The 13,026-nt window shown below is 69.7% G+C and carries 11 protein-coding genes; 5 read left to right on the top strand and 6 right to left on the bottom strand.

Translation table 11 applies throughout. The features are described 5' to 3' along the window. Positions 1–2 precede the first annotated feature (2 nt). On the top strand, positions 3–980 hold the full coding sequence (gene miaA, locus POL67_RS01640; RefSeq protein WP_271914858.1) for a tRNA (adenosine(37)-N6)-dimethylallyltransferase MiaA: 978 nt from the start codon (positions 3–5) through the stop codon (positions 978–980). A 4-nt stretch (positions 981–984) separates the two neighbouring features. On the opposite strand, the gene POL67_RS01635 is transcribed toward miaA, so the two are convergent. Beyond that, entirely contained in the window at positions 985–1,965 is a 981-nt protein-coding gene (locus tag POL67_RS01635) for a BREX-2 system ATPase PglY family protein (protein WP_271914856.1), read from the bottom strand. Between the two features lie 131 nt (positions 1,966–2,096). Here POL67_RS01635 and POL67_RS01630 point away from each other — a divergent pair, with 131 nt between their 5' ends. Both POL67_RS01630 and POL67_RS01625 read left to right on the top strand, forming a co-directional pair. After that, a complete protein-coding gene (locus POL67_RS01630) occupies positions 2,097–3,203 on the top strand; it encodes a M14 family metallopeptidase (protein WP_271914853.1) in 1,107 nt (368 codons plus the stop codon). A 14-nt stretch (positions 3,204–3,217) separates the two neighbouring features. Then, entirely contained in the window at positions 3,218–4,747 is a 1,530-nt protein-coding gene (locus POL67_RS01625; protein ID WP_271914850.1) for a glycosyltransferase family protein, read from the top strand. 9 nt (positions 4,748–4,756) lie between these two features. Here the strand turns inward: POL67_RS01625 and POL67_RS01620 are convergent, their stop codons facing one another. From POL67_RS01620 to POL67_RS01610, 3 genes are read right to left on the bottom strand one after another with little or no spacing between them, the layout of a single operon-like run. Next, positions 4,757–5,362 (bottom strand): hypothetical protein, encoded by a 606-nt coding sequence (locus tag POL67_RS01620; protein ID WP_271914848.1) that lies wholly within the window; start codon positions 5,360–5,362, stop codon positions 4,757–4,759. 17 nt (positions 5,363–5,379) lie between these two features. Further along, positions 5,380–6,588, bottom strand: a complete 1,209-nt coding sequence (locus POL67_RS01615) for a methanobactin export MATE transporter MbnM (RefSeq protein WP_271914845.1) — start codon at positions 6,586–6,588, stop codon at positions 5,380–5,382. Positions 6,589–6,592: 4 nt separating this feature from the next. Further along, positions 6,593–7,522 (bottom strand): MbnP family copper-binding protein, encoded by a 930-nt coding sequence (locus POL67_RS01610; RefSeq protein WP_271914842.1) that lies wholly within the window; start codon positions 7,520–7,522, stop codon positions 6,593–6,595. Positions 7,523–7,725: 203 nt separating this feature from the next. Between POL67_RS01610 and POL67_RS01605 the strand changes: the two genes are divergently transcribed. After that, positions 7,726–9,870, top strand: coding sequence for a DsbA family protein (locus POL67_RS01605; RefSeq protein WP_271914840.1), 2,145 nt, complete (start codon positions 7,726–7,728; stop codon positions 9,868–9,870). Positions 9,871–9,950: 80 nt separating this feature from the next. Then, positions 9,951–10,883, top strand: coding sequence for a hypothetical protein (locus tag POL67_RS01600; RefSeq protein WP_271914838.1), 933 nt, complete (start codon positions 9,951–9,953; stop codon positions 10,881–10,883). Here POL67_RS01600 and POL67_RS01595 read toward each other — a convergent pair. Continuing rightward, positions 10,880–12,376 carry a glutamate-cysteine ligase family protein gene (locus POL67_RS01595; protein ID WP_271914836.1) on the bottom strand — a complete coding sequence of 499 codons (1,497 nt, stop codon included), beginning with the start codon at positions 12,374–12,376 and terminating at the stop codon, positions 10,880–10,882. The genes POL67_RS01600 and POL67_RS01595 overlap by 4 nt on opposite strands. Before the next feature lie 53 nt (positions 12,377–12,429). After that, entirely contained in the window at positions 12,430–12,963 is a 534-nt protein-coding gene (locus POL67_RS01590; protein ID WP_271914834.1) for a DUF4920 domain-containing protein, read from the bottom strand. Between the last annotated feature and the right edge of the window lie 63 nt (positions 12,964–13,026).

The raw sequence follows: 13,026 nt of genomic DNA, 5'->3' as shown, positions 1-13,026 counted from the left end.
CGATGCGCCCGAACGATCGCGAAACCGTCGATGCCCATCGCCCGGACGAGGGCGACGCGCCGAGCGAGCCCCCTCGAACGGCCCCCTCGTGGCGCACGATCGAGCCGCCGCGCGAGGGCGAGCTCATCGTCGTCGTCGGCCCCACTGCGAGCGGAAAGACCGAGCTCGCGATCCGCCTCGCCGAGCGCTTCGGCGGCGAGATCATCAATGCCGACAGCGTGCAGATCTACCGCGGCTACGACGTCGGCTCGGGCAAGCCCACGGCCGACGAGCGCGCGCGGGCCCCGCACCACCTCGTCGACATCGCCGACCCACTCGTGCCCCTCGACGCGCAGACCTTCGCCGATCTCGGCGAGCGCGCGATCGAGGACGTCAAGCGCCGCGGCCGCGTGCCCATCGTCTGCGGCGGCACGTACCTCTGGATCAAATCGCTCGTCTACGGCCTCGCCCCCGCGCCGCCCGCCGACTCCACGATCCGCGCGCGGCACGCGGCGATCGCCGAGGCCGAGGGACGCGCGGCCCTGCACGTCATGCTCGCCGCGGTCGACCCCGAGAGCGCCGCGCGCCTCGCGCCAAACGACCTCGTCCGCGTGAGCCGCGCGCTCGAAATCCACGAGCTCTCGGGCAAACCGCAGAGCCAGTGGTTCGCCGAGCACGGCTTCCGCGAGAAGCGCCACGACGCGCGCCTCGTCGGCGTCGCCTGGCCCCGCGAGACGCTCGACGAGCGCATCCGCGCGCGCGTCCGGCGGTGGATCGACGCGGGCTGGCTCGACGAGGTGCGCGCGCTGCTCGACGCGGGCCACGCCGCGGCGCGACCCATGGGATCGGTCGGATACAAGCAGGTGCGCGCGCACCTCGCAGGCGAGCTCCCGCGTGAGGAGCTCGAAGACACGATCGTCCGCGCGACACGCGTCTTCACGCGCCGCCAGCGCACGTGGCTGCGCGACGAGCCCGTCCTCTACGTCACGCTCGACGCCTGATCCATCACGCGCCCTTGTCGCTGATGTCGAGCGTGATCACGAGCGAGAGCAACGCCGGCCCCTTCGAGGCTTCGAGCTTCTGCTCCGCTTCGCGCACCGCCTCGGCCAGGAGCGCGCGCGCGGACTTCCGGTCGGGCGTCGATCCTCGCCGCTCCACGCTCACCCGCGTGAAAGGCACGACGCCCTCCGACGCCAGCGTCTGCGTGAGCGACTTGCGCTTCGTGCTCTCCGCGCGTGGCCGCGTCGCGCTCGGCGGCGGCGTCCCGCGCGACGCCTCGATCCGCACCACGGCAGGCGCCACGACGCTCGCGAGCACCGCGCTCTTCGGCAGCATGCCGTCGTCGGGAAGGACGTGCAGCGGCGCTCCGTCGGCGCTCGGCGTGCCGCTCAGGAGGTACGCCTGCGCTGCGCCCGCCACCATGCGCAGCTCCACCGACAGCGACCGCCGCATCTCGTCCTGCCGCAGAATCGCGCGCGCCTCGCGCAGATACTTGGACGCCGAAAGGTCGTTCTTCTCGCGCCCCGCGAGCTGCTTGAGCACGCCGAGCACGAGCGGATCGTCGAGCGTCTCCAGCGAATCCTCCGCGGCACCGAGGCTCGCCTGCACGGCCGACGAGCTCGTCTCCAGGCGCGCGGAGGCGAGCGCCTCGACGATCTCGCGCGCCTCGCGCAGCGACTTGCTGGCCAGCGCCTCACAAAGCAAACGCGCGCTCCGGGCCGTGCGCAGCCTGTCGCAGTCGTGATCGATGCCGAGCTCGGCCATGCGCGCTTCGAGCACCTCGACGAGCTTGCGCGTCGCGGGCGTGATGGCGCGGATGACCTCCAGCACCTTGCGCGCGAACTCTTCCAGGGCCTTCGCAGATAGCGTGCGCTCCGTCAGGCTCACGCCGAGGATCCCCGTCCCGAGGACGACGGCGCGCGCCCACGTCGTCGTCTCCGGCAGGGAGCCTGCGCTGCTGTCGATCCCCGTCCTGCTCTTGGCCATTCGACCTCTCCGCGGCGAAGTATAGGCGAAACGGCCCTGCACGCTGGACCCTTCGGCACGTGCGGGACACACCCGCGCGCGGGCCTACGATCGCTCCCCGCTCGTTCGCTGTTCGTGGCATGATGCATTTCATGCACGTCGACGCGGACCTCTGCGGCGGGAGCATTGTCGTCACCGGCCACTACGGGGCCGAGGCCGAGCTCTCCTTGCGCGCCGACAGCGCGGCAGGCATCCGGCAATGGTTCCATTTCCGCGTTCGAGGCGCGCGCGGCCGCCACGTCGAGCTCACGATCACCGACGCGGGCGAGGCGATGCACCCCGACGCCTTCCATGGCTACCGCGCGCTCGCATCGTATGACCTCGATCGATGGTTCCGCGTCCCCACCCATTTCGACGGACGGCGCCTCGTCCTCCAGCACCGGCCCGAGCACGACACGGTCCACTATTCGTATTTTGCAGCGTATCCCCTGGATCGCCTCGCGGCGCTCCTCTCGGTCGTCGATCGCTCGCCCCGGGCGCGCGTGCTGCCGATCGGCGCGAGCGTCGAGGAACGCCCGATCCACCTCGTCGTCTTCGGGGAGGAACGACCGGGCAAGCGCCGCCTCTGGATCGCGGGGCGGCAACATCCGGGCGAGACGATGGGCTCGTGGTTCGTCGAGGGCGCGCTCGTCCGGCTCCTCGCCGAGGACGACCCGGTCACGGACACGCTCCTCCACGAGGCCGTGGTGTACGTCGTGCCGATCGTGAACCCGGACGGCAGCACGCGCGGCAATTTCCGCACGAACGCGGCCGGGCGAGACCTCAATCGTGAATGGCAGACGCCGAGCCCCGAGGTCAGCCCCGAGGTCGCCTCTGTGCGCAGCGTCATGGAGCAGGCCGGCGTGGACCTCTTCCTCGACGTGCACGGCGACGAGCACGCCGACGTCGCGTTCGCCATCGGCTGCGCGGGAAACCCTGGCTACTCCGAGCGCCTCTACGAGCTCGAACGACGCTTCACGCGGAGCCTCGCGCGCCGCGACGGCGGTTTTTCCTCGGAGCTCGATTATGGGGCGGACGACCCGGGCAAGGGCGATCTGCGCATCGGAAACAACTGGGTCGGCGAGCGCTTCGATTGCTTGTCCATGACGATCGAGATGCCGTTCAAGGAGGGCCCGAGCGGCTTTGGCCCCGAGCGCGCCGCCCAGCTCGGGCGCTGCTCGCTCGAGGCCGTGCTCGAATCTTTGGGCGCGCTGCGCTAGGGTAGCGCCCCTCGATGCTTGCTCGGCTCCTCCCCCTTTGGCGGCGCCTCCCCGCCTTCCTCGGCCGCGTCCTCCCCTGGCTCGTCGGCCTCGGCGCCGTCGCCTACGTCGGCATCTATCTCGTGCTCGCGGTCCTGCACCTCCGGTATCCATTCGAGCTCGAATGGATGGAGGGCGGCGCCGTCGACCACGTCCGCCACATCCTCTCGGGCAAACGCCTCTACGATCGCCCCACGATCGATTTCGTCCCCTTCATCTACACGCCGCTCTACTTCTACGTCTCCGCGGCCGCGAGCAAGGTCGTGGGCCTCGGGTTTTTCTCCCTGCGCCTCATCTCGTTCCTCTCCTCGCTCGGCTGCTTCGCGCTCCTCGCGCTCTTCGTGCACCGCGAGACGAAAAACCGCCTCGCGGCCGTGCTCGCGGTGGGCCTCTTCGCGGGCACGTACCGCGAGAGCAGCGCTTTCATGGATATCGCGCGGGTCGACTCGCTCGCGCTCCTCTTTTTGCTCCTCGGCCTCTACGTCCTCCGCTTCCGCGAGGGCCTCGGCTTCCGGCTCCTCGCCGTCGCCTTGTTCCTGCTCTCGTTCCTCACGAAACAATCGATGCTCGTGGCCGCGGCGCCTCTTGCGGTGTACGCGCTCTTCGCGGACGGCTGGAAGCGCGGGCTCGGGTTTGGCGTGGCGCTCTTCGGCACGATCGGCCTCTCGATCCTCGCGCTCGATCGCCTGCACGGCGGCTGGTTCCGTTATTACGTCTTCTTCTTGCCCTCGCAGCACCCGAACGTGCCGGCGATGTGGGTCGATTACTGGATCGAGGACCTCTTCGCGCCGCTCGCCGTCTCTTTCGGCGCGGCGCTCTACTGGTTCGCGGCCTCGGGCGAGGGCGCGCGCAAGGCGCGGCTCTTCTGGTTTTTCGCCGCGGCCGGCGCGCTCGGGACCTCGTGGGGCGGGCGCCTGCACGCGGGTGGCTGGCCGAACGTGCTCATGCCCGCGTTCTCCGTGCTCGCCATTCTCTTCGGTCTCGGCGTCGCCACGGCCCTCGAAAGCATCGGCCAGGCGCCGGAAGCCCTGCGGGCCCGCCTGCGCGCCGCGGCGTTCGGCGTCGCGGCCCTCCAGCTCGCCTGCGTCATCTACGATCCTCGCCGCCTCGTGCCCTCGCGCAGCGACGAGCAAGCGGGCCACGCCTTCGTGAAGAGGCTCGCTGCATTGCCTGGCGACGTATGGCTCCCGGCGCACGGCCACCTCCCGACGCTCGCGGGCAAGCGCCCATTCGCGCACGAAATGGCGATGCAGGACATCCTGGGCATCGGCGGCGGCCCGCCGGGCACCGCGCTCAGGGACGAGCTCCGCGAGGCGCTGAAAACGCAGCGCTTCGGCGCGGTCATCCCGGACACCGATTTCTTCAAGAAAGAGATCAACCTGTTTTACCAGCGCAACGAAAAGGACCCGCCGCTCTTCGGGGGGAACGATTTTTTCCCGGTGACGGGGATGAAGACGCGACCGCGGGGGGTGTTTTCCCCGCGGCCGGTGGGGCAGCGGCGGTAACGCGGCGGCTCACGGCCCGATCGAAAACGTCACCGCCTCCCCTGTGAACGGCCCTCCGTCCTGCGCCACGCGGTTGTCCTCGAAGATCGCGTTCGTCACGACGAGCGTCACCGGCTCCCCCGTGAGCGCGAGTTTCGTCCACGAGGCCGCGTCGAACGTGTACGACAGCTCCGTCGTGAAAACACGAACGAGCTCCGGGCTCTTCGGCGTCGAGAACACGAGCAGATACGCGCGACCGTTCACCGGCGCCCCGTGTGCCCAGGCCTCGCGCGGGCCGAAAAACGAGGCGATCGCCTTCGCGGCTCCGACAAACCTTTCTCCCGCCGAAGGCTCGCGCGCCGCGGAGGACCCGCCCACGTGCCATTCGATCGTCGGCGGCACGTCCTTCGGCAACGTCGCGCCCGCGGCCGGTGTGTCCACCACCGCGGCCTGCGCCGCGTCGGTCTTCGGCGCGGCCAAGAGCAGCGCCTCGAGCGCCTCGTCCGTCGCCTCGCCCGTGTAGACCACGCCGGTCAGGTCCGGCTCGTTCGTCGCGGGCGGGTTCTCCGTCCCGCCTCCGCACGCGCCCACGCTCGTCCCGACGAACACCGCGCCGGCGAGTGATACGATTCCCACGATTCGTCCGATTCTTTTCACGGCATTCCTCCCGCGCTGTCCTGCTTCCAAGGGTCCGCGAAGCGCGGATCGGTGAGCAGCGCCTCGTCCGTCAGCGACGCGAGGAAAGCAAGCACGTCCGCCTTCTCCTCCTCGGTCAACACAAAACCATTGATGAGCTCACTCTTGTACGGGTTCGTGCTCCCCACGCCCGCGTACGGGCCATCCGCGATCGTGCGCCCGCCGGCCGCGTAATGGTCGAGCACCTCGCCGAGCGTCGCGATGCTCCCGTCGTGCATGTAGGGCGCCGTGAGCGTGATGTTGCGGAGCGTCGGCGCGCGGAACCGGCCCATGTCCGTGGAGACCTGGGTCACCTCGTAGACGCCTCGATTGTTCTCCGGATACGCGCCCGTGCCGCCGATGTTGTAAAGGCCGGTGTTGTGGAACATCGTCTCGGTGAACGTGCTCCCGTCGTGCACCACGGAGTCGGAGAAATTGAAGCCGCCGTGGCAATGGAAGCATTCGAGCTTCTCCGAGAAAAACAGGTCCTTGCCGCGTTTCTGGGCCTCCGACAGCGCCTTCGAATCACCGCCGTAGTTGTGCCGATCCCAGGCCGAACGGTAGGAGGTCACGCTGCGCTCGAACGCGCCGATCGCCCGGACGACGTTCTCCAGCCGCACGGGGTCGGCCTCGTCCGGAAACGCCTTCGGAAAGAGCGCCTCGTACACCGGCTCCTTGCGCAATCGTTCGAGGAGCACGTCTTCCTTGCCCGCGAGCCCGAGCTCGACCGGCGTCTCGCCGAAGAGCGGCAGGAGCGCCTGCTCTTCGAGCTCCGTGATCAACGGGTTTGCCCAGGTGAGCGTCGACAGATACCCCACGTTCACGATCGACATCGAGCTCCGCGGGTGGACCTCGCCCGTCGATCCGAGCCCGCCTGCGCGCCCGTCCGTGAACGCGAGCTTCTGGTCGTGGCACGACGCGCAGCTCTGCGTCTCGTTCCCGGACAACCGTTTGTCGTAAAACAGGCGCCGGCCGAGCTCGACCTTGTCCACCGACATCGGGTTGTCCGCAGGAACCTTGGGCTTCGGATACCCCGCGGGCAGACCAAAATCCCAGATCGCGGGGGCCGGGGGCGTGGGCTCGGGCGGCCCCTCCCCCTCCCCGCCGCAGCCGGCGAAGGTGCCGAGGAGCAAAAGCGCGGCGAAAGGCCCCCGCGCGGCCAAGGGGAGGAGGGGAGGGTATTTCATGGATTCACTCCGCCACGAAGAGCTTCTGTTCGTCCGGATGAACCGACCCGTCGTCCACGTGAATGCCGAGCCGACCCATGACGGCCAGGCATTCGGGGTCGTCGAAGCCCGCCATGCAGCCCGGCGCGCCGCCCGCGTTTTGCGAAAGGTCATTCTCCGCGACGAGCGCCGCGTAATCGACGACGAACTTGCCCGCGAGCGGGTCGAAGTCCGTGAGGCGCACCTCCGGGCGGTTCGACCGATCGCAAGCCGTGACGGCGCCCGACGCGTCCTCCGTACAGCCCGTGCTGCCGATGTGCACGTTGAACGCCCCGCCGCCCGCCGTCGGCGCCGCATCCACGCGGAGGAACTTGTACCCGCCGTTCCAGTTCCAGAATAGCGCGCTCAGGTTGAGCGGCGAAGGCGCCGCCGCCGCGTCGCCGTGGTTCAGCTCGAAAGGCACGCCGACCTTGAACGTGATGCCTTGGTAGCTCCCGGCCTGCACCCGGCCCTTGATCGTGGTGTTCGTCTCGCTGGTGCCGTTCGCGCAGGCGCCGGCCTTGTTCTCGAAATCGAGGAGCGCCAGGTTCTCGTGTTGCCACAGCCCGTCCTGCGTGAGCTCGACCGGGAACTCGCTGCCGTCCTTGCGCAAGAGGCGCACGTCGTGCACGTAAAGCCGAAAATCGGTGATCCGCACCTCGGTAGACGCGCTTCCTGCGGTGTAGGTCTTTCCGCAATCGAATACCTCGTCCCCGACGCGCCCCTCGAACGCGAGCTCCACGTCGACGAGGTTCGGCCCGCCGCCGCCCGATCCACCGCCGCCCGATCCGCCGCTGCCGCCCGATCCGCCGTTGCCGCCCGATCCGCCGCCGCCTCCGCCGCACCCTGCGACGAGCGCCGCGCCGAGCGCCACGATGAGCCACCTTCCCCACGAAGTACCAAGTTCAGAAGCCACGTCTCACCTCCGTCCGAAAAGCCATGAACCCGTTTCCGTGTCCAGGCAATGCGACAATTTGATGCATCCCCCGTGCCACACGGCTCCGGGCTTTCCTTCGGCTACGCGGCGCCATTGACGGAACCTCGCGGGGATGTTGAAGCCACGTGGATCCGCGCGCAAGCCGCGTGCGTCGTGACCACGTTTCTTGTAGGGTGCCGGCCATGCTCGTGAAGCTCTTCCGAATCGGGTTCGTGACGGCCCTCTCGGCCGCAGTCGCCTGCGGCCCGGCGCCTACGCCTCCGGCCGCCTCGCCCGGAGACGGGTCCCAGGGACCCGCTGATCAGGGCGCGAACGCCGCCACTGCTGGAAAGGACGCCGAAACCGCAGGCCGCGGCGGGGTCAAAGGCGCGGGCGCGCCCCGCGCCGACGGCGCAGCCGAAGGCGACGGCGAGAGGGCCCTCGTCGGGGGCGCCGAAGACGACAACACCGCAAACGGATTCCCCGTGCGCACCGTGGCCCCGGCCGAGGCCGGCACGTGGACCGGCGGAAACGAGGCCGACACCGGCGAAGGCGCGAAGAGCCCGGTGCCCGTCACGGCCGCGGATCCGAGCTGGGGGAGCCCCAAGGCGCTCGTCACGATCGTCGCGTTCTCCGACCTCGAGTGTCCGTTCTGCGCGCGCGCAGCGGGCACGCTCGCGGAGCTCGGGAAGATCTACGGCAAGGACCAGCTCCGGATCGTCTGGAAAAACTTCCCGCTCGTGTTCCACAAGAACGCGCGCCCGGCGGCCGAGGCGGCGATGACCGTGTTCAAGCTGAAGGGCTCGCCCTGGTTCTGGGCCTATCACGACGCGCTCTTCGCCGGCCGGATCGACCCGCAGGTCATCGACGGCTCGCTGCCGCGGGGCATCACGCGCAAGTTCGTCGACGCGACGCTCGCGAGCGGCGAGATCGGCAAGAAGATCGACGAGGACATCGAGCTCGGCAAGAAGCTCGGCGTGACGGGCACGCCCGCGTTTTTCATCAACGGCGTGCACCTCTCCGGCGCGCAGCCGATCGACAAGTTCCGCGCCGTCATCGACGAGCAGGTCGCGGCCGCGCGCAAAGCGACGGCGAGCGGGACGGCGCCCGAGAAGGTCTATGCGGTGCTCTCGGCGCAAAATTACCAGAAGCCCGAGGACCGGCCCGGCGCGAGCCCGAGCCAGGCCGAGGACACGAAGACGGTCTGGCGCGTGCCCGTCGACGGCTCGCCGGTGCGGGGCAAAAACACGGCGCTCGTGACGCTCGTGATGTTCACGGATTTCCAGTGCCCATTCTGCGTCAGGGTGACGCCGACGATCGAGCAGCTCGCCCGCGATTACGGCGACAAACTCCGGATCGTGTACAAGAATAACCCCCTGCCCTTCCACAAGGACGCCGAGCCCGCGGCCGAGCTCGCGCTCGAGGCGCGCGCGCAAAAGGGCGAAGCGGCGTTCTGGCAAGCGCACGACCTGCTCTTCGCCGCGAACGGCAAGCTCGCGCCCGAGGACCTCGAGGGCATCGCGAAGAACCTCGGGCTCGACGTGAAGAAGGCGAGCGACGCGATCGCGAAGAAGAAGCACAAGGCCCGCATCGAGCAGGACATGGACCTCGCCGACGACGTGCAGGCGAGCGGCACGCCGCATTTCTTCATCAATGGCCGCCGCCTCGCCGGCGCGCAGCCGATCGACAAGTTCAAGGCCCTCATCGACGAGGAGCTCACGAAGTCGGAGGCGCTCGTCAAGAAGGGCACGCCCGCGGCGAAGCTCTACGACACGATCATCAAGGACGGCAAGGCCGCGACGTTCGAGAAGGTGAAGGCGATTCCCTCGTTCACGAAGGAGAACCCCACCAAGGGCCCGGCGAACGCGAAGGTCACGGTGCAGATCTTCTCCGATTTCGAGTGCCCGTTCTGCAAGCGCGTCGAGCCCACGCTCGCCGAGCTCGACGCGGCCTTCCCGGGCAAGATCCGGTTTGTCTGGCGCAACAAGCCGCTGCCGTTCCACAAGAACGCGATGCCCACCGCGCTGGCGGCCATGGAGGCATTCAAGCAAAAGGGGAACGACGCCTTCTGGAAGATGCACGACGCGTTTTTCCAGGACCAGACGCAGCTCGACCGCGCCGGCATCGAGCGGACGGCCGCCGCGCTCGGGCTCGACGTGCAGAAGGTCCTCGCCGCGATCGACGGGCAGACGCACAAAGCGCTCATCGACGCGGACCTCAAGGCCGCCGACGACGCCTCGATCACGGGCACGCCGACGTTCGTGATCAATGGGTATCTCCTCTCGGGCGCGCAGCCGCTGTCGAAGTTCAAAAAGATCGTGAACCTCGCCCTCAAGGACGCGAAGTAACCCGCGGCGCCGGGCCGCGTCGGGTTTTCGACGTGGCCCATCTTCTGCTGGGGGCACGTTTCTTGATATCCTCGCCGCCGATGCGCACACGCCTGCGGCTCGGCCCCGCCCTCGCCCTCGCCACGATCACCCTCGCGACGCGCGCGAACGCGCAGCAACCGGGCTCCGCGCCCCCGCCGCCTCCGCCCCCGCCGGCCGCGACGAACGCGGCTCCGCCGCTGTCGAACGCGCTCCCGCCGCCGTCGCCGTCGACCCCGGCGCCTCCGCCGCCCGCGGCCCCCACGCCGCCGCTGCAAGCCAATCCCTTCCCCGCGCCGCCCGCAGGCCCCCTGACACCGCCGCCAGGGGTGCCGGCTCCGCCGCCTCCTCCGGGATCGGCTGCGAATGGGGCTTCGCTTCCGCCGCCGCCGGCCCCGCCGCCGGGCGCCGGGCCTTACACGCCTTATCCGCCCGGACCTTATGCGCCGTATCCGCCGGGGCCCTATCCGCAACCTCCGCCCAACGGGGCCTGGGGGCGCGGGTACGCGATGCCTCTGCCCGGCTGGAGCACGGAGGTCCCCACGCAGAAGGTGAAACGCTGGTATGGGTGGCAGACCTTGATTGGCGTGGTCGCGGGTGATCTCGTGTCGGTCGTCGGCATGGGGACCCCGATCACGTACGTCGGCATCGCGGGGCACGTGCTCACGGGGCCCATCGTTCACTGGGCGCACGGGCACCTCGGCAAGGGCTTCGCGAGCCTCGGCCTGAACGTCGGTCTTCCCCTCGGAGGCGGCCTCATCGGGCTGATGGCCGGCGCGGGGAGCGGGTACGAAGCCCTCGGGTATACCGCCATCGGGGCCGTCGTCGGATACGTCGTCGCGCCCGCGCTCGACATGGCCGTCTTCTCGACGGAGACCGTGGAGGTGCCCGTGGAACCGGCGAAGGGCGCGCGCGCGCTCCTGCCGAGCTCGGTCACGGTCGTGCCGATGATGGGTCAGGATCGGATGGGGCTCTCGGTCATGGGTTTGTTCTAAGCACCTCCGTCGACCGGCGCCCACGCATGCACGGGCTCGCCGGAGGCCGCGCGCTCCTCGTAATGGGCGAGCATCCGCCGCAACGCCTCCTCCTGCGAATGTCGACCCCGCAAAGCCGCGAGCGCCGCGCGTTGCCAGCGCGCGCCCGTTTGCCCAGCTCGTACCCGAGCCGCGAAGACGTCGAGCCAGCGGTCGGCCTCGCTTTCGAGGACGCCCGCGCCCACGAGGCCGCTCCGGGCGAGGGGCAGGAGGCGCTCGCATAATGTGACGATCGGGGTCGCGCGGGGGGACGGGGCCTCGTTGCACGGAAAGGGAACGACGGCATCGAGGCCATGCTGCGCCGCTCGATGAAACGCGTGGCGCGCGAGCTCGAACGGATAGGCGGGCAAGAGGCGCTCGACGTCCGGAGCGAGGCCGATCGTGGCGCCGAGGAGGAACGCGGCGCTCGCGAGCATGTCGACCACGGTGGGCCCGGCCGGCAACGCGCGATATTCGATACGGAAATGGCCGCCGCTGCCCGGGTCGTAGACGGCGCGGTTCCAGCGCCAGACGGTGCCGTGGTGCAAACGGAGCTCGGCGAGGCCGGGGACGCCGCCCGAGGCGAGGGTTTGTCGGGGGTCCTCGCTCCCGAGCACGGGCAGGAGCGGAGCGTGGAGCCGGACGCTCTCGGCGAAGAGCTCGGCGGCCCCGTCGCGGACCCAGCCATACCCGAAGGACACACGCGACGGCGGGTGAAAGGCCGCCGGGGCGTCGAGGCGATCGTCGACGGCCTGGCGAAAGAGCGCGATACGCGTCTCGTCCCAGAGGCGATGGCCGATGAGGATCGGCGAGTTGCACGAGGCCGCGAGCGCCGGGATCGTGGCGATCTGTGCCGCATTGTAATATTTGGCGAAACGTCCGGGCGGGACGCGAAGGTGAACCTGGAACGAGGTGCCGGCGCCCTCCATCGCGACGTCGTCCGTGTCGAGGGCGAGCGGGTCTTCGCCGTGAATGCGGACATGAAAAGGTCCGCCGCGCAGGCGCCGGATGCGCTTGCCGAGGGCGCGATAACGAGGGACGTCGGTCATCTCCGCGGCGGTGAGATCCTCGCGGCGCAGCGTCGGCAAGATGCCGATGGGCACGATACGCCCGCCCTGCTCCCGCGCGGCGCGCGAGATCTCCACGAGCGCGCCGGCGAGCTCGTCCGCGAGCGCCGTGAACGGGCGGCCGGCGAGCGGGCACGGGCTCGCGTTGAACTCGAGGTTGAACCGGTCGAGCTCGACGGTGAACCGACGATCGACCGTGCGCGCGAGGACCTCGCGGTTCGCCGGGAACGGGAGGCCGGCCGGGTCGACCAGGAAAAGCTCGAGCTCGGCGCCGACCGTGGCCGGCCCCTCGCCGAAGCCGGGGAGGTTTGCGAGGGTGCCGAGGACGTCGAGCTGCTCGGAGAGACGCTCGGAGAAACGGACGAACTCGTCCTCGGTGAAATCGTCGCGCGTGATCAGGAGGCCCATGCCCTCCGAGCTTTGCGTTCACGCGCGGCGGGCGGGAGCGGGGGAGGCGCGATTCAGTCGATGAACTCGATGCCCGTCGCCTCGATGTTCACCTGCGCCATCTTGGCGCTGCCGCCCTGGCCGCAGCCGTCGTCGGCGCCGCAGACGCCCTTGTCGGCCTCGGGCGTGAGGACCTTGCCCTGAATGACGGCGCGGTGGCCCGAGCTGTCGCGCGGGACGAAGAAGCTGTGGCCCGCCATCTTGATGTGCGCCTTGCCCGAGGTGTCGGCGATCTCCATCCAGCAGCCCATCGACTTGCAGACCGCCGAGACCACGCCCTCGGTGCGCACCGTCTGCTCGGCGAACTTCGCGGGCTCCTTCGTCAGGTCCGTGAGCGCCGTCGTCTTCGTCTCCGTCACCGGCTGGCCGAACTTCTTCTGCGCGAGCGGCTTGATGCTCTCCGCGACCGCGCCCTGCGGCTGTCCGGGCACCTGCGTCGGCAGGGCGGCCGGCTGATCGGCCTGCGCGGCGGGTGCTTCGGACTTGCTGCAAGCCGCGAGAAGGAGGGTGAGACCGGCGAGCGAAACGAAGAGCCGAGACGTGTGCATGGCGGGCGGAGTGTGCCGCAGATTTCGGGACCGTGCCAGAAGGGATCGAAACGGACCAAAGCC

The sequence above is a fragment of the Polyangium mundeleinium genome (assembly GCF_028369105.1).
GTDB classification, from domain to species: domain Bacteria; phylum Myxococcota_A; class Polyangia; order Polyangiales; family Polyangiaceae; genus Polyangium; species Polyangium mundeleinium.
This window is presented reverse-complemented; position numbering and strand designations above follow the sequence as displayed.

What these genes read in the sequence shown, in the direction of transcription:
- miaA (WP_271914858.1), top strand. Translation starts at nt 3, where the DNA reads ATGCGCCCGAACGATCGCGAAACCGTCGATGCCCATCGCCCGGACGAG.
- POL67_RS01600 (WP_271914838.1), top strand. Translation starts at nt 9,951, where the DNA reads ATGCGCACACGCCTGCGGCTCGGCCCCGCCCTCGCCCTCGCCACGATC.
- POL67_RS01625 (WP_271914850.1), top strand. Translation starts at nt 3,218, where the DNA reads ATGCTTGCTCGGCTCCTCCCCCTTTGGCGGCGCCTCCCCGCCTTCCTC.
- POL67_RS01590 (WP_271914834.1), bottom strand. Translation starts at nt 12,963, where the DNA reads ATGCACACGTCTCGGCTCTTCGTTTCGCTCGCCGGTCTCACCCTCCTT.
- POL67_RS01615 (WP_271914845.1), bottom strand. Translation starts at nt 6,588, where the DNA reads ATGAAATACCCTCCCCTCCTCCCCTTGGCCGCGCGGGGGCCTTTCGCC.
- POL67_RS01630 (WP_271914853.1), top strand. Translation starts at nt 2,097, where the DNA reads ATGCACGTCGACGCGGACCTCTGCGGCGGGAGCATTGTCGTCACCGGC.
- POL67_RS01635 (WP_271914856.1), bottom strand. Translation starts at nt 1,965, where the DNA reads ATGGCCAAGAGCAGGACGGGGATCGACAGCAGCGCAGGCTCCCTGCCG.
- POL67_RS01595 (WP_271914836.1), bottom strand. Translation starts at nt 12,376, where the DNA reads ATGGGCCTCCTGATCACGCGCGACGATTTCACCGAGGACGAGTTCGTC.
- POL67_RS01605 (WP_271914840.1), top strand. Translation starts at nt 7,726, where the DNA reads ATGCTCGTGAAGCTCTTCCGAATCGGGTTCGTGACGGCCCTCTCGGCC.